We start from the raw sequence: 21,036 nt of genomic DNA, 5'->3' as shown, positions 1-21,036 counted from the left end.
ATTAGGAGGGATAAAATTGTTAAACAAGAGCTCTTTTATAAATGGTAATACCGTCAAGCAACCGGCTTCGGTTAAGGATAAAGCCATCGATAAGAATAAGGAAATGGAAGAAGTCAGTGTTGAAACATTGCGTCAGGTTATTGACAACATAGACGAAACCATGACTATGGAAAAGCGGGGCGCTTTTGAGCGGAAGGCCGTGGAGGAGCAGATATCCCATACGCTGGAAGGAGTGCTGGAAACCAGAGACAGGCATTTTTCTCTGGCCGACAAGCAGCGGGTAGTCCGGAAGATTATAGATGAGATTTTTGGCTATGGCCCCATAAACCCGTTGATTAATGATCCTACTGTGACTGAGGTTATGGTTAACGGTCCTAGGCATGTATACGTGGAGCGGGACGGCAAGCTTATCCATACGGATACCGTTTTCCGTGACGATGCCCATGTCATGCATATTATTGATAAAATCATCACGCCGCTGGGACGCAGGATTGATGAGAGCTCTCCCATGGTGGACGCCCGTCTGCCTGATGGTTCCAGGGTCAATGCCATTATTCCGCCTTTGTCTGTTAAGGGCCCCACAATTACCATTCGAAAGTTTTCTGCAGACCCTTTTACCATGGACGATTTAATTACCTTTGGTACCATGTCCAGTGAGGTAGCTAAGTTTCTGCGCTCGTGTGTAAAATCGCGCGTTAATATTATTGTTACCGGTGGTACCGGCAGCGGTAAAACTACGGTATTAAATGTGTTATCCGGATTTATTCCAACGACGGACCGGATTGTTACCATTGAAGATGCGGCGGAGCTGCAGCTGCAGCAGAATCACGTCATTACCCTGGAGAGCCGACCTGCCAATATTGAGGGCAAAGGAAAGGTATCTATTCGCGATTTGGTTATTAACTCTTTGCGCATGCGGCCGGACCGTATTGTGGTGGGTGAGGTGCGGGGCGGCGAAGCCCTGGATATGCTGCAGGCCATGAATACCGGCCATGACGGCTCCATTACCACGCTGCACGCCAATAACCCGCGGGATGGTCTGGCCCGACTGGAAACCATGGTTTTAATGGCTGGTATGGATTTGCCCCTGCGGGCAATCCGGGAGCAGATTTCTTCAGCTATTAACCTGATTGTGCATAGCGTCCGTTTTTCAGACGGATCACGCAAAATCACCAAGGTGACTGAAGTTGTAGGGATGGAGGGGGATACCATTACCCTCCAGGATCTGTTTGTGTTTGAGCATAAAGGCTTCAGTGAACGGGGCGAAGTTATAGGTAGTCATATGCCAACCGGGATTATCCCCTCTTTCCTGGATAAACTGCACGCATACGGAGAAAGAATTTCCAAAAACATGTTTCGTAATGGCCAGCAGTCAGAGTTTAGTAACAGGAGGTTATAGCCATGCAGTTTATTGTGTTGGTCGGTGCTTTTCTGACCGCAGTTTTCCTGGTGTATGGTTTGTACGGCCTCCTTTTTTCCAGACGGTTGGCTGTGCTGGACCGGTTGGAGATGCAGACCATGGAACCCGAAGAGATGTGGCATGCCGATATATCCAAACGGCAGGGTCTGCGTCAACAGTCTCTGCAAATCTTGGGCGCAATGGGAAAAATGTTTTCCCGCAAATCTTATTTGGATTCCATGCACAGAAAACTGATTCAGGCTCATATCCTGCTTCGTCCCGATGAGTTTATTGGTTTGGTGATGGTAAGCGGGATTGGCGCAGCTCTGCTTTTTTTTCTTCTAACCGGATCTTTTCTAATGGCGGTGCTGGTAGCTGTAATCGGCTTTAAAGCGCCTGGAATCTATGTGGACGTGGCCAAGGGCAGGCGAATGCAGGCTTTAAACAACCAGTTGCCCGAAGCGCTGAATATTATTAGCAGTGGCTTGCGGGCCGGCTACAGTTTTCCCCAGGCCATGGCGGTGGTGGGAAGGGAGATGGATGCACCCATTGCCGACGAATTTAACCGTGTTTTACGGGACAATCGTTTGGGCAAATCAATGGACGATGCTTTGCTGGAAATGACTGCACGAACGGATAATGAAGATTTAGATTTAGTGGTAACCTCCCTTTTGATTCAACGCCAGGTGGGCGGCAATATGGCCGAGGTTCTTAATAAGATTGAACATACCATCAGGGAGCGGATGCGTATCAAAGGTGAGATTAGAGCACTGACCGCCCAGCAGAGAATGTCTGCCGTGATTATTGTTTTATTGCCCATTGCCGTGGCTCTCCTTCTGCTGGTGATTAACCCGGAGTATATGCTGACACTTGTTACCGAGCCCATCGGCATCATGGTGCTGAGTATCGCTGTTATTATGCAGATTGTGGGCATAATGATTATCCGTCGTATCGTGCAGATTGAGGTCTAAAATAAAGAGGGTGAGAAAATGGTTTGGCTGGTTAATCTGCTGGTTTTTATCACTGCGGTCTTAATGGTAATGTTGGCTGCCACTTCGTTGGGCAGAAAACATGAGGTAATGGAGAGGTTGGGGCAAATCCGTAACATGGATACCAGGCCTTCAGAGGATGATATCTTTCACCGTCCATTTCGGGAAAGGGTTATCACCCCTTTTTTTCATAATGCCGGAAACGCTCTGGGTAACCTGGCTCCAAGTGAAATCAGGCAGAATATGGAGAAAAATCTCATTTATGCCGGGCATCCCTGGAACCTGACGGTAAATACCTTGCTGGGTCTGCAGGTGCTGTTTGGGATAGGGCTGCCGGTTCTGGGTCTGTTCTTTCTGGGAATAGTGGCGCCGGAACATCAGTTTCCCGGTTTATTTGCTTTATTACTGCTGGTTCTAGGCTTTATGATGCCTAATACTATAGTTAAGAGGAAAGCCACAGAGAGGCAAAAAGAAATTCAGCGGTCTCTGCCTGACATGCTTGACTTGCTCTTGGTTAGCGTGGATGCGGGCTTGGCCTTTGATATGGCCCTAAAAAAAGTAGCGGATAAAATGCCCGGTGAATTGAGCCGTGAAATAGGTAAAGCGCTTGATGAAATCAGAATGGGTAAAACCCGTATTGAGGCGCTGCGCAGTATGGCAAACAGAACCGGTGTGCCCGATATAAGTACTTTTATCAGTGCAGTGATCCAGGCTGAACAGCTGGGCAGCAATATTGCCAAAACCTTGGATGTGCAGGCTAATACCATGCGTCAGCGTAGAAGAATGCGTGCCGAAGAAGAAGCGATGCGGGCACCCATTAAGATGCTTTTTCCCCTGGTTTTCTTTATCTTTCCCGCACTTTTTGTGGTACTTTTGGGCCCGGCAGGAATACGTATAGTACAAACATTTATTAATATGTAATTGCAGAGGGGGTTAAAGCATGCTGCACCGGTTCAGAAGCAGCCTGATTAAACTAGTTGTTTTTGCCATGCTTCTGTCTACCCTTGCCGGAGCAGTTGTACAGGCCAGAAGCGGAAGGTCACATACAACAGAAGCGTTATCGGTAATTTTAGTCGTTGATATATCCGGCAGCATGGACCGTAATGATCCACAATATTTACGGGAAACCGCAACTTTGATTTTTATGGATTTGCTTGGTCCAAAAGATTACCTCGGTGTGCTTGCTTTTGATGACAGAATTGAGGAGCTGGTACCTCTACAGCAGGTGGCAGACAATAAAGGTACTTTTAAGGAAGCGGTGGAAGGAAACCTGGTGCCACGGGGCTTTACCGATTATGTGGGAGCCCTGGAGGAGGCTTTTGAACAGTTACATAGTGTGGAAACCGGAGATGCACGGCAGGTGGTGGTTTTTCTCACCGACGGGGAGCCCAATCCTCACCTCGATGCTCGAAATGATGATGAGTTTATGGAGGGGTATCTGGGAGAGCTGTGGGATTTAACGGGTGAATATGCCGCTGCGGGCGTGCCAGTGTATCCTGTGGCTTTTAGTGATGAAGTGGGCCCGGAGGTATTGGAGCAAATAGCCGGACATACCGGTGCTGATTTTGTACTAATGCCAGATCCCGGGGATTTGGTTGTAACGTTTTTCGAGCTTGTCAGTAGATTGAAAAACAGGAACCTGTTTTTCGCCAATCAAGAAGCCGGTGGGGAAACGGTTGAGTTCGCCGTTTCTGAAAACACCCGTCAGGTTAACATAGTGGCTATAGCTGAAGCAGGCGGCGTGATTAATATGGAGATGAGCAGTCCCTTAGGGACTGTAACTGAGGATAGTTTCGACGGGTTGGTTATTGAGGAATACGGCAGCAGTATGTTGGTGGTACTCAACGATCCCGGCGATTATGCAAAAGGTAGCTGGTCTGCCGTTTTTGATGGTGCTAGGGTAAGTGTGATGGCAGATACTGAGCAGTTTGTTTCTGCTCGTCTGCTGGAGCCGCTGGACAGTGGACAGTATCCACTGAATGAGCCGCTGCCTGTTACGGTGGAAGTAACCACCAGCGGCGGCGCTGATGCAGGAGACGTTCAAGCTGTAGCTAGGATTACCAAGCCCGGGGAAGCTGTACCTGTTACCGTCTCTCTGCAGGAGACCGATGGCTTGTTTCATGGTGAATATGAAGATACCAATCAGCAGGGTGTATATATAGTTGAAGTGGAGCTCTCCAGGCAGGGTGAGGTAATTGCCAGCGCTTCTGCTGAAGCGCAAGTGCAGCTTCTGCCATATATCTCTACTGATTTCTGGGCCGGTGAGGGGTACCGGTTGGGTGAGGAAATTATTGTGACCGGAACGCTGTCTGTGGCAGGCAACCGCCTGCCCGAAGGCGGGGAGTTAAGTTTGGATTATTTCCGCGTTGAGATGGAATATGAAAACGGGGAGGTTGTCTCTATTCCGCTGAAAGACAGCGGAGATTACGAAGAACATGGTGATGTGAGGTCCGATGACGGGATCTGGTCCAACAGGTTTGTTTTTGAGCATCCCGGACAAACTGAAGCCTATTTGCGTAGCTCCGGAACGTACAGGGGAGCAGACTTCACTCTGGAAAGACGGCTGGGCGCCTTTACCGTGCTACCGCAGGGAACTGTGGAAGTTACTGTAGAGAACAATGAGCTTTGGACCAGGCCCGGTGGGAATTTCCGTATTCCCGTTGCCATTGTCAGTAATTCTTCTTTTGCGGAGAATGTGATACTTACTCTGCAGGGGGATGCTATGCTGGAGCAAACCAGTGTGGAACTGGAACCGGGAGAGACAAGGATGCTGGATTTGGCTGCTGTTCCAGCAGAAGATCTGCCCTATGGCTCCTATTCTGTTACGCTGTTAGCTGAGAGTGATGAGGGATTGACTCAGGTAGAGGTAAACAACGGAGAGCTGTCGCTGGATGTCCTTACTACCGGTGAGGCTCTGCAGCGTCGTTTTCTTGGCAGTGTGCTGACTGTGGGCAGCATACTGGTTGTGTTGTTAGTCATTGCTTTGATGGTATATCTGCTTGGAATGGTTCTCTACCGGCTGATTGTCTATCCTCAGACCAGGTTAAGAGGAGCGCTCTCTTACAGACTCGATCCGATGCATCCTTTACAGGAGCTGAGCTTAACAAAATCCGGTAAAACCAGTGTTAAAATTACTTTGGATGAAGATAATCGTGACGCTGACTTTTTGGTCAGTCAGGGCGACCATGATTTTACCATGTCTATCTATACACAGTGGGATAATCGCCTACCCAAGTTTTTACAAGGCTGGCGGACGCTTGTACAGCGGGAAATCCCTGTTAAAGTATTACTGGAGTGCGAAAAGCCTGGAGTAATCGAGTTTGAAGGCGAAGTATATACCAAAAAAGAACTGTTCCATTTAGAGGAGTTTACTTTAGGGAATGTGACGTTTCAGTATATAAATAGCAATAGCCGTTGGTTTAAAAATCAGCGAGCCGGTGTGGATATCCTGAAAGGAAAAGTGTGATGGGCAAAACAGTGAGAATGGTAGATGAAAAAGGGAAGACGATATTACAGGAGGTTTTGATGGCTGATTCCTTCTTTCTGCGTTTGAAAGGGCTGCTGGGAAAAAAGTCGCTGCCGGAGGAAACGGGATTGGTTATTACGCCCTGTAAAGCAGTACATACGGTGGGCATGGCTTTTGCCATAGATGTGGCATTTGTGGATGATTCCGACACTGTGTGTGCCCTGTGGGAAAATATGCAGCCCTATCGGTTTGGAAAAACCGTAAAAAAAGCCCGCTATGTTATAGAGGCTCCTGCCGGTACTTTTGCCCAAAAGGGAGTTGCGGTTGGTAGCATGGTTAACTTCGTATCTTAACACTTTACTTCCATTTTACCTCGGTCCGTACCACGGTTCAGAGGATTCCACTGCCGTATTGTATCTAACCTTTGTTATCCGGTTCGTTATTGTGGTTGGGTATTTCTCTGGGAGTTCTTCACCAACTTCTTTATGCGGCGCAGGGAATCAATGAAGAATATAAGCTATATGGCTTTTTAAAGCAGAGATCAGATTTGTCTACATTAACTTGCATTCAAAAACAAAAATACTCCCGCACTTATCATGCGGGAGTATTTTTACTTTACAGGTTTTTAACGAACTCCGGGGCATCCTCTTCCGGGAGGAACATGTAAACAGGCGCTTCATCCTCAATATGTACTCCGACAATGTAGCCTCCTGTTGCGACGGCAAAATAATTTGTGCGGATGTTGTTGAGTATCTCAGTTTGCTCCTGTTCGTTTGTGATTCTTCGAGGGTTATTTGGATTATAGTTGGTGCTATTTGCCTGAAAGTAATGATGATAATCAAAAGGATTAATGAAATATCGTTCAATCGTCAGATAATCTATTTCACCTTCAAATTCAAAATGCTTAAGTAAGTTCTCTTCCTCTAAAAAAGAGATTGTCTCAGTATAGTCCTCTGTGATGAAAACTTTATATCCGGAAAAGTCAATCACACCCAAAGCCGGCTTTGTCGGGAAATAGCGCTGCTCTGGTGTTAAGTTGGCATTGTCGGCGTTTAGCGTGGTAAGTAGTCTGGATCTTGTAACTTCATCATGCTCGTAGTTAAAGCTGTCGGCGCCAAAAATATCAGTTATATATATGTCGCTGTCAATCGACTGTAATCTCTGATATACATTGGCAATTCTCGGTTTCATATAATCAGTTTCATCCAGCGAAAGCATTTCCAGCAGGTTGCCAAGAGAAGTGGCCTGGTAATAGCGAATTAGTTCTCGACCGTTTTTTAGGGTATAGATTATAATTATTTCACTCTCTATAGTATAATCCTCGGGAGAATGGACGGTTGTCTCCATATTTACTGGGCGCTTACCATATTCAATGATGGCTTGATGAATATCGAGCACTTTCCTGATATCCGACTCACTTGTATATTGCGGTCTAAATTCTTCAAACCAATTCGCTTCGGTAGGAGGGGTTCCATCAGGCTCAAGGTAAGGTTGAGAGTGCGGATATCCCACATACGTGATATGGACATTTTCAATATCTTCCGCTGCAGGTATTCTGTTTGCAAAGCCAAGGCCGCCGGTGGAGAGGATAACAATGGCCAGAAGACAGATACCCAATACAGCAGGCAGCTTGAGCACATTACTGCGAAATGGATAATGGGCAAAGAACTGTGCATGTAGGACATAGATGATTACGCCACCTATGGTAGCAAGGAGAAGGGAAGCGCCACGATTTACCAATGGATCGGTTACTGAGACAATCAGTGCGAAGAAGAAAAAGGTGGGTATCAGTGTACAGATAAAACAGGCCAGATTGTTTGTCCCGGCTTTCTGAGTGATTTCTGCTTTCCGGTCTTCAAAGAGCTTTTGTGCCAATATAGCGAGTAAGACCGCCACAATCAACCAGCTGATTACGGTGGTGACATTTATTGCAGGTAAGGCCTCATGAGTGCCGGTTGCCCGATCTATGGACAAGGCGTCATATGTAAACGCATCCTTTAAGAAAAATAGCAAGGGGTTAATTGCCGCGGTAGCATGAACCAATTCCTCTCCTATTCGTTCGAATTCTCCATAAATATTGCCAAATAAAAAGAGCTTCATCAAGTAGTTCAGACCCAGCATCAATAGGGTGATGCCGCTTAAAGAATAAAGCGCCAAAAGTCCCCCTTCTGCCAAGGTTCCCGTAAGTATGTACGCAAGGCTGGATATTGTAAAGCTAAGCACGCTAACTGTAATATAGCCCAGCAGCAGATAACTAACTGCAGTGGTCAGTTCGGTGGAACTGCCAAAGATAATGATGTTTCCTATATAAGTAATAAGCAGCACAAGAATAATCGGCAAAACACTCATCATTATCCCTGCCAAATATCTTGTTGCATAAAGTTGTTTCCTTGTTAACCCTAAAGAAAAGAACACATTAACCGCATTCTTTTCATAAATAAACTTAAACGCCATAAGGGCCAAAACAGCGGAACTAAAGATAATAATGCCCGTAATAATTGCCGGAGGCATGCCAAGCAGCACAAATACATAATCTCTCAGACCAACGGGAACCGACAATAGAGGGTTTGCCAGTATACTGGCTACAAACAAAAGAATGAAACTGATAAATGAAGGAACTAGGCAGGCTTTTACAGCCACCATAAAGGAATGCTTTAAAATACCCTTATTATACGATATCTCTGAAGTCATACTCTTTTTCCTCCATTTCAATCAGGAATACTTCTTCCAGCGTTAAGGGGGAAACCTGAACCAGTACGGGGTCTAGTCTCTCTGTTTGCGCTCTAATCTCCGCCTCATCCCCGCCGGCAACAAACGTGGCCACTTTCCCGTTAAGAACCAGGTTCTTATGTATGAAGCCATTTAAGGCATCCTCTGCAATACTCTTTTTAAATGCCAACCGATACTTATTCATTCCCTGGCGCATCTCACAGACGGAGGAGTCATAGATAATTTGCTTATTATTAATAATTCCTATATGGTCGCACAAATCTTCCAACTCCCTGATGTTATGGGAAGAAATCATAACCACAATTTCTTTTTCAGCCACCAGTTCCGTTAATAGCCGCCTCACCAGAGAGCGTTTAACAGGATCCAGCCCATCAAAACACTCATCCAAAAGCAAGTAGTCCGGACGCGTAGATAAGGCAAGAATGATAGCCACCTGCTGCTGCATCCCCTTTGAAAGCCCAGTTAACTTTTCACTGGGATCAATTTCAAATATTTCTGTTAATCTTTTAAAAGTGACATCACTCCAGCCAGGATAGAACCCTTTGTAAAATCGCGCCATGGTGTCCATATTGGCCTGTGACAAAAAATAGTGTTCATCAGGAATAAAAAACATTCTCCGTTTAATCTGCTCATTATCAAAAACAGCCTGTCCATCTACAAAAATACTACCAGAGTCAAGCCCGTAAATTCCCGCTATACTTTTAAGTAACGTAGTTTTTCCTGAGCCATTATGACCTATCAGCCCATAAATAGAACCTTTCTGCATGGTAAGTGACAGATTATCAAGAACAACCGCGTCTCCAAAAGACTTTTTAATCTCCTTTACGCAAATCATCTTCATCACTCCCCCCATATAATGAATCCACGATACTTATAATTTCATCTTTAGAAAGCCCATTGGACCTGCCATTCTTAATTGCCGTCTCTATTTCTTCCCGAGCCTTGTCCTTTAAAAAGCTGTTGTCCCGGGCCTGTTCAGAAATAAAACTACCCCTGCCAACCCCCGTATAAATTACATCTGCAGCCTCCAAGTCAGAAAAAGCCCGCTTGACGGTGTTGACATTTAAATTTAAATCCTTCGCCAATGAGCGAATAGAAGGGAGGCGTTCATGGGGCTCAAGTACCCCCAACATCACCAGCTCAAGTATCTGGTTTTTAATCTGTTCATATATCGGCACCCTACTGCGGTGGTCTATGTTTAACAATGGACTTGTCCTCCAGTTGATAATTGTGATATTACAAGTATCACAATGTGACTATATACTATCTTTCCATGAATTGTCAATATACTATTTTTGCGGATATTATAAATATGATAACAGGACCTCTGTTAAAAGATGAGCGAGATTTAGTTTAAACGTGTCTTGTTTGATTGTAAAATATAAAACCCTGTCATATGACAGGGTTGGTGAAGTTAATTATTATCAGTCCTCGGCGACTGCTTAAGGAGATACTGAATAGGTTAAAAAATAAGGGTATTTAACTGTATCTACAATTACCTCAATTATATATTCGCCTTGATCTACAAACGAATAATCAATATTTATGGTTTTGGGGTTATCATTAAGGATATAAGTATCTGATTCTTTTAAGGTGTCTTCTGTTGGTGAGTCTGGATCTCCAATCATTTGGAAGATTCGGTAAGTTATATCTACGTTAGGCTCCACATAAGAGGTAAATACTTTCATGTGGAGATCTAGCGGGGGTTCGCCAATAATATGTCCTTGTTCACTTAAAGTAACACGTCGTATTGCAGGTTCTGGAGGACTGGGGGAAGTATAACGAATAGCTACTCCTTCGTTATGACCACTAATAGAGGTAACATTAGCTAATAACACCTCTGACTCTAAGCTATAAACATGGTCATTTTTACCAGTTATGACGAAAGCAAGTATGTTAGTAGAGCTCCGCTCAAAATGTAAATCGAAATCTATATTTTGGTTTACAACTGGGAAGATAATAGAACTTTCTGTTTCTTTTATTTTACGATGCATAATTTTCTTTTCTTCTATATCTATATAGAAATAGTTAAAATTTTTGTCGTATACCAAATCTTCAGTGTCATCTATTTGAAAAATCTCTAAATCGTCAGCGAAACGGACATTGTTTGCAACAAATTCAGTAGCAAGCCGAACATTTTGCTGTACATCTGCTCGGCTTTCACCCACAGTAAAACTTCTTGTCCCAAAATAATAATAGCCGTACCCGATAGCCAGTACTACATTTATAAGGATTAGTACAATGATTAATTCCACCAGAGATAAACCTTTATTATTGGACAGGTGCTTATAGATAAATTTATTCATTTTTATAAAATGCACCTCCAGATTTTTTACAAACACTATTTAGGCAAAAAAGAATTGTATGTTACATTTCTTTCATTTCCTTGGCTATCTGTATAGTCTATAGTAACAGAAACATCTTTTTTTTCTATATCTATAGAGGTTGTCTCACCAAATTTTATAGTTAGGGTTGTGGTTTCGGCTCCTTCATCAACCCCAATGCCTGCGAATTTATTTTCCATAGCCTCATGCGCTCTATACTGTGCAGAACTTTTCCTGCCGCCGGAAAAAATATTTGTAAAACTAAATGTAAATAGTGGAGTTAAGGCTGCAACCAGGATAGCTAATATGGCCAGGGCTACAATAACCTCAACGAGACTAAAACCTTTCTCGGTATTTTGTTTTTTCATAGGTAGCTACACCCCTCTTATTGATAGCTATTCTTTCCATTGCCAAGACCCTAGAGCTAAACCGCCTGATTCACCTTCGTCATCTAATTCTTGATATACAACTGTAAAGGAACCTTGACCGGTAATTTTATTAGCAATCACAGACCCAGTTACAGATACATTACCAGCGATTTTTACATCTGCATCGGGAGCATGAATCGCTCCAAAAAGGTTTGGGGTACCCGACATATCAAAAACCCCACCAGGCGTTACATAATAGAATATGTCTACCTCATCATTTACTGCAAATGTACCGCCACCAGTGAAGTTGTCCAAGTAAAGATACAGCTTGCCATTACCAGTGACATTAATTTTGCCATTACCTGTCACTTTAATTTCGTGAGCGTATAATCTTCGGGTTCCTTCTACTATAATATCTAAATTGCCGCCGCTAATATCTATTAAATTATATTCTCCATTTTCATTCACCACTTTGTGGTCATTAGTAGAATTCAATACTATATTTTCTCTTAGGGGGAGAGTGGGAGGGGTCGGACTTGTATATAGCCACTCAGGGTCATAACTGATCTCTCCTTCTTTAACAATATCCTCAAAAAAATTATCTCCACCAATTTCAGCATAAGCTACGTCGCCATAAACATGGGCAGCTTTACCAGAAACACTAATGTTTTTTGCTTTCAGTGCATAATCTGAACCACCTGACGGCACAAGAGTCACTACTACAGTTTGACTAATGTTGCCTACCCAGCCGGTGGATTCGATTATAACCTCAGCATTCGGATTGCCGTATACATCAACTTCGAAGTCACCATAGTCAAGTTTGACCAAGTCTGAGGCAGGAGCATTAATCATTTTGTTAACAAACGTACTATCCTCTTTATTTTCGTTTATGATGTGTTGTGCCACGTTTTCTGCTCCGGACCTAGCTATATAGTACGCCTGCATCTTCCGCTCATCTCGTGCTACTTGCGTAGCATCGACCATACTATAATGCCACAACGCTGTACCAAGAAGGGTCAATACAAACATTAACATTAGTACCAAAGGCATCGCTGCACCTTTTTCCTGTCTTAACATATTAAGCCCCCCAACCCAATTTCTTTAAACTCGCACCTAAAATATTACCATATTTTCATATTGAATATATAAATTATATCTTAAATTCCTTATTATGCCTAGGACAACCCTAGAGCTTTTTAGTTTAATTTAAGAAAATAAGCAATACATCAATCTCTGTAGTTATTAAATGGCGCAAACATCTTGCAATACGCTGCGACTATAGATAGTCGCATAAGCTCAAATCATGGGCAATGTGTTGTCGACGTTTAAGAAATGGATGAAAAAGCCTTCTCAAAATGAACTCGCTCTAACTTGAGCTTGCTTGCCAAGTGGGGTTTCATAGCGAATAGAGGCTTTCGACCATGCTTTTTCAATGCGGTCTCATGAACTCTATTAAGATTGTAAGCTTGCTCCGATAGCCTTTATCAACAATCTCATCATGCAAAACAACTGCATTAACACAACCCTCGTTCATTCGTTCATGGATGTATGTTTTATAGGGTTCAAGTTTACATTCCTTCACGGCTCTGTTCTTGTACGCCGGCATAGTAGAAAACGCGGCATCGTGATCCAATTCATTCACGCCCTAGCCACCCCTAGTATTCGTACAGTCTCTCCGCTGGTAAGGCTGTCACCGACGGTGTGTGTGAAGTTGGGCAGGAAGGTCTCTGCGTCTTTAGTGTGGATGTTTATCCGTAATGGTAAGATTAATCATATCCAATCCTTTCGAGGGAACAATGATGAAGAAACAAGGTTTGAAGTTATATTTTGCGAAGGTAAAGGTATAATGTATAAAACCAGTATGATAAAAGATACCGTGACAGACGTCCATTACTTGCACAGCACAAGGGGGGCTGACCATACTTTTAGATAAAGATGGAAGCCGCGGTCATCGATTAAAACAAAGTAGTTGTTTCAATTGCCACAGAGTTACTTGTTTTGAAGGCGGCTATCCATTAATTGATATTTAAGATAACACATGGATTGGGGTGTTATTGCATGTGAGTATAGCTAAACCGCAGGTAATAATATAGAGGAATAATCAGGGAGCATACAATAATATAAGGCCGTAACGAACTTCAAAGCAGAAATTCGTTACGGCCTTTTTTATGCGGCTAAAGATATGTTGGATTAGATTGGAGAGGGCTAGTCGGAATCGAACCGACCCCGGCTAATTTACGAACCGGCCAACGGGTTTGCAGCCCGCGAGGACACCATGTCCTTAGCCCCCATCCAGTAATTCGGCATGCCAAGCGAGTTGCCTGCCGGATTTGTATTGGTATATCCAATGGTCAGGCCCACAGCCATAGATAATTACGATACAGCATTTGTTTGCAATAGAAAAGGTATGGCTCTGGCGCAATCCTACCCATTTTGGCGGTTGTCAGGCAGCCAGGAATCTGTGATAGTTATAATCGGAATAGATGCCCGGTGGCCGAATAATCATGTTTACATCGGACTTGTAACATGGGTGACGAGCCTTTCTATGTCTTCGTGTCTTGCCTGCCCGGAGGCGGGGGGACAGTTGTGCTCTATGCTTGTCCGGTTCAGGAAGAAAACAGATAAAAAAATAAAACCATGGCTATTTATGGCCATGGTATCGATAAGGCATTGAAGATCCCGGATATTAAATTCATGTTAAGAATATGCCTTTACATCTAAAAGGATTATATCATGAGCTAGCTTGGACAGAAATATGTAATTTAACTGCCCCGCACCGCAAGCAGCGTAAGCGACGTGGGGCGTTTTGTTTTGGCGGAGACGCCGTTTCCCATGGGGTATACTTCGACGCATTACAGGGCAAATGTGGGCTTCTGGGACAAGCTGTGGAGTCAGTTCGGCCAGGCCAACCCCTCCAGTAAGCAGCATATTAGATAACGGAGCAACGTGATCCACGTCAATCACGCCACCCCCCAGCAAGCGGTTCAGTCTCACTGCTGGCAAGGCCGTCGCCGACGATGTCTGCGAAGGTGGTCAGGAAGTCTCTGCGTCCTTGGTGTGGATGTTCGTTTGCTTATCAATGCTGTGGGCAAGGTCGATTTTAGTCATCTATTTTCTCTGTTCTGATTTGTGGGATGTTTTTGGCATGAAAAAGCCAGCCCTTTTGAGGGACTGGCTTGTGTGCTTTGGTAGTAGGTAGGGGTCAGGAGACCCCTTTTGGGAAATTATGGAGGCTTGCTGGAAGAATTTCCGGGCAAACCGTTTTTTTTAAATACGTTCTGCGCATCTTTTATGTAATGTCATTTGCTTCTCAATACTACGGGCAACATCGGTTTTAATCATTTTTTTCCTCCGTTCTGTTTTGTTGGCCTATTTGGGGCATGAAAAAACCAGCTCTCGTGTTGAGAACTAGTTTGAGTGTGACTAAGTAGGGGGGCAGACCCCATTTTCGAGGTTCTGAAAGAATCCAGGAAATTGCAGGAAATCCCTTCCTTTTGCCGAATTGAGTTGGTGGGAGGGAGGTGAGTAGTTTGGGGAGATATGATGAAGCATTGATATGCAAAAATGGGCATGTTATTAACGAGAGTGCCAATAGGAATCCTGAATTTAATACTAAGTTTTGCGACAAATGTGGTGCTGAGACTATTCGTAAGTGCCTAAACTGTGGAACTGGAATTCGCGGAGAATATCACGTTGAGGGTGTGTTTGACTTAACGGGCCACTCGCCTGCACCTTCTTATTGCCATGACTGCGGGAAGCCATATCCATGGATTGAAGAACAATTAAACGCTCTAGACGAAATCGTTGACCTTATGGATGAATTAAGTGAATTAGAGAAGCAGGAATTTAAACAAAGTGCCAGAGAAGTTACTACTGAGAATCCCCGCACGTCATTGGCCGCATTAAAAATTAAGAAGTTTGGTATTAAGGTTGGCAGTGAAGTTTATGGTGCTGCGCGAGACATATTGGTTCAAATAGCAGTAGAAGCTGCTTTAAAAAGTTCTGGGATGAAACCTTAAGGGTCATCGTGGCTCTTTCCTTTTGCCGAAATTAGTCGGTAAGAAGGGAGGTGGGAGTTGTGGCTAGTGAAGTAACCTATTGGGGATTAAGTATAAGTAACTGGATATCGGTGGCTGGCGTTATGGTTACTGCAATCTTTAGTTTTTTACTCTGGCGCGCTACTATTCAAACGAACGACGTTGCTAAGGCAAGCTATAAGTTATCGGAAACCATTGCTAAAACACAGAAAAGTGTTCAATCTGCATTACATAACGAATTATTAGAAAACATGTTACAGCAAGCCGAAATAGCAAAAAACATTTTATTGCAAGTAAAAGATACCTATACCGGCAAGACATCATTCTTCTCGAGAGGGGCAATAAGAAAATTACCTATAAATGTCATAACAAAAGAAGAGCTGGCTGAATACTTTAATGACGAAGAAAGAAAAATCATAAAAGATGCCTTTGACGGCATAGAAGAATATGTTTCAAGATATTCTGAAAGATATAGCGCTAAAGCAATGGATGACTTGGATGATTGCGTTAGTAGTATTGAAGTTTTTATTCATTACGCAAGTAAAGAGCTTGATTGCTAATAAAGAGCCCGTCGTGGCTCTTTTCTTTTATGCTAAAACTGCCCGGAAGGTGGGGTAGTGTGTGGCGGGAACTTGGACCGTTTCACCTGTTTTAGGGTTTCTTGCAGCTCTTTCAGGTGCGTGTCGCAAGTCAAATGTACCAAAACCAGCTAGTTTTACTGCCTCACCTGCACTTAGGCTCTCTGTAATTGTGTCAATTAAGCCATTGACAGTAGTCTCAGCGTCTTTGACTTGAATGTTCAGTTTCTCTGCAATACTACGGGCAACATCGGTTTTAATCATCGTTTTCCTCCTTGTAGTTTAGATTGTTTTTTAGACACAAAATACCCCTACCTGTCCTTTTGGGTAAACAAGTAGGGGTAAGATTGGCAGTTACGTTAGGCGGTACAGACGAAGCCAGCAAGCCGTACAGGCTCACAGCTGGCAAGGCTTGTTTCTGACGAGACGATGTCTGTGAGGGTCTCGGCGTTCTTGGTGTGGATGTTCATTGTTTCTGCAATGCTGCGGGCTAGGTCTATTTTGATCATCTTTGTTTCCTCCGTTCTGTTTTGTTGGGCTGTTTTTGGGCATGAAAAAACCAGCCTCACTGAGGAGGCTGGTCTGTGTGGTCGTTTATGTCCTTATTTCTGGGCATACCAAAACATTTAAATATACTGAGGATTCACTACTTGGATACTCTCAGATAAAGTGATACTTATTGACTAATATTTACAGTTATTTGACCACTCGATGCTATGCCTACAGTATAGGTTTGACCATTCTTAGTTGAATCTGCATCTCCAGAGACGACAGTTGACGGTAAATTCGTTACTGGACCATGTGCATCATTCGGAACAGTGGGCCAAGTTTCTACGTACGCTTCAAGGGCAGTTTGAAGGGGACCAGGTTCCTGAGCCGCCGCCACTGCTAATGTAACATCTGCAATGTGCATATTCGCTGCGCCTACAAGAGTTCTTATATTTGCCTCATGAGCTCTGTTTGCCGCATTCCGCGTTACAGAACCATAAAGCGGAATCGCAACTGCCACCAAAATACCAATAATAACTACAACTACCATCAGTTCTACCAGTGTGAAGCCACAAAAAAGTCATATTTTTCCAATAATTGGGCAAGTGTCATTTCGCGAAATGGCGCTTTTTTTGTTTCATTATGTTTTTTACCATTAGTTATTGTAAGCAAAAACTAATTTAAAGGGAGTCACATTAATGGTGCTCCATGGAATATAGATTAAGCTTAAAATCATGGTACGGCATGCAAATCTAAGCTGACAATAAGGAGTGGTTAATTAAGGGAGGAGGAACAAAGGAATATAGAACAAGCATCTTATAATGGTAAGAACGATCATTATATTATGCAATAAAATTCCTTGTAAATCTTTGTTAGCTTTTAAATTGCAAGCAATATATGTTAGGCAAAATGTAAGGGTACAAAAGACAAGGGGAGCTGCCGCTCCCCAGATTAGTTTTTAAGCAGATGTTTTACCTCTTTCTCATAGCCGTACTTAGTAAAAAACTCTATGAGTGCGATTTCGAAAATCTCTTTGTGCTTGACGTTCTTTTCGCAGCTAAAATCGGCAACCATCTGTGCTAAAGCATTGGAAAAGTGAATGGACTTTGTGGTGGGTACTCCGGGAACAACATAACGAGGAACCTGCCCTATCACAGCAGGTTCCTCTAGTAGCTCTACAAGGCGTTCATTCTTCTCTCCCAGTAATCGTAGTAGGGGAAGATAAGAAACTAATTCCGCTTGTTCAGATGTTAACTGCGGCGGTGCGGAGGAAGTATCGCCTTCAATCCTACTGTCATCGGGCGCATTGTCGGCATCGTCGTTGTCAGGATCAACCTTTATGTAGTTGCCTGTATCAGCATCCCAGATATAGTTTTTTGCTTTCATAAATTGAGCTAAGTCACTATGGCTTTCAAACCCCATTTTTACAGCAATTTCTTTGGGACCTAAACTCCCTTCCTCATACATTATTGCTATCTTTCCGGCCTTGGAGTGGTCCTGCAGATATGGAGCGTTTTGTGGCGAGTTCTTTTCTAAAGTGGGATAGTAACCTTTGTTTTTATCCCAGGAGAAATTCTTTCTGCGCATAAAGTTATCCAAGGTCTTTTCGTTGGCATAGCCAAACTCTGCTGCCAGCTGCTCTTTTGTTTTTCCTTGCTTGAAGCATTCCAGGATTTCTCTTACCTTTTTCTCGTAAATGGGCTCTGTATATTTACTCACCTGCGAAATTCCTCCCCTCTGAAGATCATAATGCGTTTACAGCGTCTTGAAGCTGCTCTAAGTCTGCATGCATATAAACGGAAGTGATTTTTAAATCGCTATGGCCTAGGAGCTTCTGAATCTCCACAAGACCAACTTTTTGCTTCACCAGACTTGTGGCAAAGCTATGGCGCAATATGTGGCAAGAGACGTTCTTTTTCCAACCCAAGCTTTGTACCGCCTGCCTGAGAGTGTTATTAACATACGTGTTGCTGATTGTGCCAGTCTTTTTCGTGGCAAAGAAGAAGTTGGAGTTATAGGCATCTCTCCAGTTGTCTTTGTAATCAATCAGCAAGGGCAACAATTTATTATTGATAGGCACGTTCCTGTCTTTGTTGCCCTTGCCTGATATGACATGAATAATTCCTTTATCCAAATCGACATCGTCCATAGTGAGTTTAATGCACTCTGAAATTCTTAGGCCAGTATTTGCTAGAAATATCACGATTAGCCTAACCAAATCATTTGTAATCGTATCGGCCAGTTCTGCCACTTCCTGCTGGCTTAGATAATGCCTTTCTTTAGTGGGTAGCTTCACCAAATCAACTGCCAGGGATATGTCTCTCTCTACCAATTCCTTTTTGTAGGCGAATTTATAGAAGGACCGCAGTGTGTATAGGTAGCGGCTACGGCTGTTGGGAGCAATATTCCGCTCCTTAAGACTGCGGAGAAAACCTTCAATATCTGCACTTTTAATGTCTTCCAGATAGACCGGCCCGTTATGTTTCTTTTCCATATAGCTACCAAAGTAGCGCAGATCCCGGAGATACAGCGCAATCGTTACAGGGCTACGCTCAATATCATTCATGTATTGCTGAAACTGTTCGATGGTATCTAAGAATAACATGCTTTCCAAACCTCCGTTGTGACTCTCGTTTCTCATAATTCACTCTCCCCCAGTAGCATTATGTAGTGGCATCGTTGTATTATGTAACAACATCATTGTATTTTATGCGAATATTATTGTCAATGCTTCGTTGTATTTTTAGGTGATTTGTATGGATTTTTTATATTGATTGGTGTATAATATGCCATATATTGCTAAGTAGGGGGTGGGATACTGTATGATAGTCTTTACGTTAGACCGTGTAATGTTTGAAAGAAGCCGTATGAAGGTACCTGAGTTGCAACAGCTAAGTAGCGTTAATAAAAATACCCTTTATGGAATATACAACAATACTAGTAAGCGTGTGGATCTCGACGTTTTAAACCGTATATGTTCTGCACTAGATTGTGAGCCTGGGGATTTGATGAAATATATACCTGATGATGGGCAACTAAAACTATTCTAAAGCCATCACACCAAATAATTTCGCTGCTCTAATTTTTTGTACATGTTATCCTGCTGCCGGGTCGTAAATTGGAAGTAAACTAAGGTACTGTTCACGTTCTTATGACCTAAGTAGTGTTGCAGCTCTTTAACATCAAGACCGCTATCGGCAAGGTGGACAGCTACAGAGTGCTTTAGACTATGGAAGTGCCACTTCTTTTTATCTGATATTTTGGCCACCTTACAGTACTTCCTCATTAGCAGGTCCAATGTCTGTCTAGATATAGGCTTGCTAACTTGGCTGGGAAAGAGACAATCATCTATGCCGTAGTCACGGATGTATTTTTCCAAAGCCTTTTTTGTTTCGTCATCCAGCCGGATGGTGTTGTTCTGGGAGTTTTTTAGTCTATTGCAGTAAAGCTCGCTACGTTGTGCATTGTACTCAGCGACCGTCAATAGCCCGACTTCCGAAGCCCGTAGGGCGCACCTGTATGCCACCCGGAAAATACAGTAGTCTCTTAGCCAGTATTTGCTTTTCTTTTTTTTAATTGCCTTAAATAGGCTGGCTAGTTCATCTTGGGTGAAGTACTTTACTGTTTGCATAAGAAACCTCCTTACTGGTCAAAATGCTTATTTTGACTAACTTTCTCTAGCTAGTAAAGCCTTATAACATAGTACTTTATGTGCCGGTGAATTAATTTTTATGAAAACATGGTCAATAAGGTGTATGTTTCACGACTTTTTGAAGGTAGAAGGGAGGGTCTATTGGCCCTCCCTTCTCAGTATTCTTCTGGCAGTAAGCAAGTCACATTTATTCCATCGTCGATCACCCAGAACTTCTCACCGTCAACCCATGCTACCTGAAGGTAATCCGCGCCGCCTTTACTTTTAACCCTTTCACCGATTCGAATCATTGTCTTCACTGCAATCGCAAAGGTCTTATTGCCAAATTTCTGCTGAAAGCCACTTGTTGTATAGACGGGTCCTGAAAACTGGGCATGAGTGGATTCCTCTTGTGGTTGTAGTTGGACGTTTACGTTCATTGTAATCACTCTCCTTATAATAAGCTTTTTTCGCGCAAACTGACGAAGCCTTTGTTGCCAATCACGATATGATCCAGTAGTTCAATGCCAATGATCTTCCCAGCTTCCTTCAGGCGCTTAGTGATGTCGATGTCTTCGCGTGAAGGAGTAGGATCGCCTGAAGGGTGGTTATGCAAAATGACGACGGAAGCACACTTGATGCGGATAGCGGGCGCGAATACTTCCCGGGGATGAATCAACGATGTGTTCAAGGTTCCCTTTGAAATTGTAGTATGCTGGAGTATCTTGTTTTTTGTGTTTAGGAACAAGGCTACAAGATACTCCTCCTCATGCAGCGCTAGGTACTTGAAATTCTCAAAAACATCTGCTGGTGATTGAATGGTGATGCTTGTGTCATCTGGCTCCAAGAGCGCTTTGGAGAGGTCAAAAACGGCCTTTAGCTGCTTGGCTTTTCGTGGGCCAAGTCCAGGCACCCTCAAGAGTTCCTTCTCGGTGGCGTGACTTAGCTGTTTTAAGCTTGGGTATTCTTTGGCAATATACTCCATTCCAGATTCCTGAACAAAAGGCTTTAATAGATGTTTCATT

General features: G+C 43.5%; 22 protein-coding genes, 1 tRNA gene and 1 pseudogene. 8 read left to right on the top strand and 16 right to left on the bottom strand.

Annotation, left to right across the window (positions count from 1 at the left end; genetic code table 11):
* Positions 1 to 10: 10 nt before the first annotated feature.
* Genes DEALDRAFT_RS03985 through DEALDRAFT_RS03965 form a run of 5 tightly spaced genes read left to right on the top strand, consistent with a single transcriptional unit; the run spans position 11 to position 6,207 of the window.
* On the top strand, positions 11 to 1,399 hold the full coding sequence (locus DEALDRAFT_RS03985) for a CpaF family protein (RefSeq protein ID WP_395857819.1): 1,389 nt from the start codon (positions 11 to 13) through the stop codon (positions 1,397 to 1,399).
* A gap of 2 nt (positions 1,400 to 1,401) precedes the next feature.
* Complete coding sequence (locus DEALDRAFT_RS03980; protein WP_008515117.1) at positions 1,402 to 2,370, top strand: type II secretion system F family protein; 969 nt, start codon at positions 1,402 to 1,404, stop codon at positions 2,368 to 2,370.
* Between the two features lie 18 nt (positions 2,371 to 2,388).
* Positions 2,389 to 3,309: a type II secretion system F family protein gene (locus DEALDRAFT_RS03975; RefSeq protein ID WP_008515115.1), complete on the top strand. Its 921-nt coding sequence runs from the start codon at positions 2,389 to 2,391 to the stop codon at positions 3,307 to 3,309.
* 19 nt (positions 3,310 to 3,328) lie between these two features.
* The gene (locus DEALDRAFT_RS03970; RefSeq protein ID WP_008515113.1) at positions 3,329 to 5,854 is read left to right on the top strand and encodes a VWA domain-containing protein; all 2,526 of its coding nucleotides are present in this window, start codon (positions 3,329 to 3,331) and stop codon (positions 5,852 to 5,854) included.
* Positions 5,855 to 5,913: 59 nt separating this feature from the next.
* A complete protein-coding gene (locus DEALDRAFT_RS03965; RefSeq protein WP_008515111.1) occupies positions 5,914 to 6,207 on the top strand; it encodes a DUF192 domain-containing protein in 294 nt (97 codons plus the stop codon).
* A 262-nt stretch (positions 6,208 to 6,469) separates the two neighbouring features.
* Here DEALDRAFT_RS03965 and DEALDRAFT_RS03960 read toward each other — a convergent pair whose 3' ends face one another.
* From DEALDRAFT_RS03960 to DEALDRAFT_RS16780, 8 genes are all read right to left on the bottom strand, one after another.
* A complete protein-coding gene (locus tag DEALDRAFT_RS03960) occupies positions 6,470 to 8,545 on the bottom strand; it encodes an MATE family efflux transporter (RefSeq protein WP_008515110.1) in 2,076 nt (691 codons plus the stop codon).
* Positions 8,523 to 9,419 carry an ABC transporter ATP-binding protein gene (locus DEALDRAFT_RS03955; protein WP_008515108.1) on the bottom strand — a complete coding sequence of 299 codons (897 nt, stop codon included), beginning with the start codon at positions 9,417 to 9,419 and terminating at the stop codon, positions 8,523 to 8,525. The genes DEALDRAFT_RS03960 and DEALDRAFT_RS03955 overlap by 23 nt, the downstream gene beginning before the upstream one ends.
* Complete coding sequence (locus tag DEALDRAFT_RS03950) at positions 9,397 to 9,789, bottom strand: GntR family transcriptional regulator (RefSeq protein ID WP_008515106.1); 393 nt, start codon at positions 9,787 to 9,789, stop codon at positions 9,397 to 9,399. The genes DEALDRAFT_RS03955 and DEALDRAFT_RS03950 overlap by 23 nt, the downstream gene beginning before the upstream one ends.
* Positions 9,790 to 10,026: 237 nt before the next feature.
* Positions 10,027 to 10,890: a PilW family protein gene (locus DEALDRAFT_RS03945; RefSeq protein WP_040378404.1), complete on the bottom strand. Its 864-nt coding sequence runs from the start codon at positions 10,888 to 10,890 to the stop codon at positions 10,027 to 10,029.
* Positions 10,883 to 10,945, bottom strand: a complete 63-nt coding sequence (locus tag DEALDRAFT_RS17525; protein ID WP_143753379.1) for a hypothetical protein — start codon at positions 10,943 to 10,945, stop codon at positions 10,883 to 10,885. Before DEALDRAFT_RS17525 ends, DEALDRAFT_RS03945 begins: the two co-directional genes overlap by 8 nt.
* Entirely contained in the window at positions 10,926 to 11,276 is a 351-nt protein-coding gene (locus tag DEALDRAFT_RS03940) for a type IV pilus modification PilV family protein (RefSeq protein WP_008515102.1), read from the bottom strand. The genes DEALDRAFT_RS17525 and DEALDRAFT_RS03940 overlap by 20 nt, the downstream gene beginning before the upstream one ends.
* Positions 11,277 to 11,303: 27 nt before the next feature.
* A complete protein-coding gene (locus tag DEALDRAFT_RS03935; RefSeq protein WP_008515100.1) occupies positions 11,304 to 12,353 on the bottom strand; it encodes a pilus assembly PilX N-terminal domain-containing protein in 1,050 nt (349 codons plus the stop codon).
* 1,119 nt (positions 12,354 to 13,472) lie between these two features.
* Positions 13,473 to 13,566: transfer RNA gene (locus DEALDRAFT_RS16780), tRNA-Cys, on the bottom strand.
* A 1,240-nt stretch (positions 13,567 to 14,806) separates the two neighbouring features.
* Between DEALDRAFT_RS16780 and DEALDRAFT_RS03920 the strand changes: the two genes are divergently transcribed.
* Complete coding sequence (locus tag DEALDRAFT_RS03920; RefSeq protein WP_008515097.1) at positions 14,807 to 15,295, top strand: DUF2321 domain-containing protein; 489 nt, start codon at positions 14,807 to 14,809, stop codon at positions 15,293 to 15,295.
* Between the two features lie 59 nt (positions 15,296 to 15,354).
* The gene (locus DEALDRAFT_RS03915; protein WP_008515096.1) at positions 15,355 to 15,873 is read left to right on the top strand and encodes a hypothetical protein; all 519 of its coding nucleotides are present in this window, start codon (positions 15,355 to 15,357) and stop codon (positions 15,871 to 15,873) included.
* Between the two features lie 27 nt (positions 15,874 to 15,900).
* Here DEALDRAFT_RS03915 and DEALDRAFT_RS03910 read toward each other — a convergent pair whose 3' ends face one another.
* The 5 genes and pseudogenes from DEALDRAFT_RS03910 to DEALDRAFT_RS03895 form a co-directional block, all read right to left on the bottom strand.
* Entirely contained in the window at positions 15,901 to 16,155 is a 255-nt protein-coding gene (locus DEALDRAFT_RS03910; RefSeq protein ID WP_008515094.1) for an HU family DNA-binding protein, read from the bottom strand.
* A 95-nt stretch (positions 16,156 to 16,250) separates the two neighbouring features.
* Positions 16,251 to 16,400, bottom strand: a complete 150-nt coding sequence (locus DEALDRAFT_RS16985; protein ID WP_008515092.1) for an HU family DNA-binding protein — start codon at positions 16,398 to 16,400, stop codon at positions 16,251 to 16,253.
* A 167-nt stretch (positions 16,401 to 16,567) separates the two neighbouring features.
* Positions 16,568 to 16,948 (bottom strand): annotated as a pseudogene (locus DEALDRAFT_RS03905) (prepilin-type N-terminal cleavage/methylation domain-containing protein); the annotation flags it as partial.
* Positions 16,949 to 17,331: 383 nt separating this feature from the next.
* A complete protein-coding gene (locus DEALDRAFT_RS03900; protein ID WP_008515090.1) occupies positions 17,332 to 18,099 on the bottom strand; it encodes a hypothetical protein in 768 nt (255 codons plus the stop codon).
* 25 nt (positions 18,100 to 18,124) lie between these two features.
* Positions 18,125 to 19,021 carry a tyrosine-type recombinase/integrase gene (locus tag DEALDRAFT_RS03895; RefSeq protein ID WP_196776596.1) on the bottom strand — a complete coding sequence of 299 codons (897 nt, stop codon included), beginning with the start codon at positions 19,019 to 19,021 and terminating at the stop codon, positions 18,125 to 18,127.
* 181 nt (positions 19,022 to 19,202) lie between these two features.
* On the opposite strand from DEALDRAFT_RS03895, the gene DEALDRAFT_RS03890 reads away from it, so the two are divergent.
* Entirely contained in the window at positions 19,203 to 19,430 is a 228-nt protein-coding gene (locus tag DEALDRAFT_RS03890; RefSeq protein WP_008515087.1) for a helix-turn-helix domain-containing protein, read from the top strand.
* 5 nt (positions 19,431 to 19,435) lie between these two features.
* Here the strand turns inward: DEALDRAFT_RS03890 and DEALDRAFT_RS03885 are convergent, their stop codons facing one another.
* The 3 genes from DEALDRAFT_RS03885 to radC form a co-directional block, all read right to left on the bottom strand.
* Positions 19,436 to 20,011, bottom strand: a complete 576-nt coding sequence (locus DEALDRAFT_RS03885; protein ID WP_008515086.1) for a tyrosine-type recombinase/integrase — start codon at positions 20,009 to 20,011, stop codon at positions 19,436 to 19,438.
* A gap of 176 nt (positions 20,012 to 20,187) precedes the next feature.
* The gene (locus DEALDRAFT_RS03880; RefSeq protein WP_008515083.1) at positions 20,188 to 20,451 is read right to left on the bottom strand and encodes a hypothetical protein; all 264 of its coding nucleotides are present in this window, start codon (positions 20,449 to 20,451) and stop codon (positions 20,188 to 20,190) included.
* Between the two features lie 14 nt (positions 20,452 to 20,465).
* Positions 20,466 to 21,035, bottom strand: coding sequence for a RadC family protein (gene radC / locus DEALDRAFT_RS03875; protein ID WP_008515081.1), 570 nt, complete (start codon positions 21,033 to 21,035; stop codon positions 20,466 to 20,468).
* Position 21,036: the final 1 nt, after the last annotated feature.

Source organism: Dethiobacter alkaliphilus AHT 1 (assembly GCF_000174415.1).
GTDB classification, from domain to species: Bacteria; Bacillota; Dethiobacteria; order Dethiobacterales; family Dethiobacteraceae; genus Dethiobacter; species Dethiobacter alkaliphilus.
Note: the sequence above shows the minus strand (reverse complement) of the source record. Positions and strands in the feature narration are given on the sequence as shown.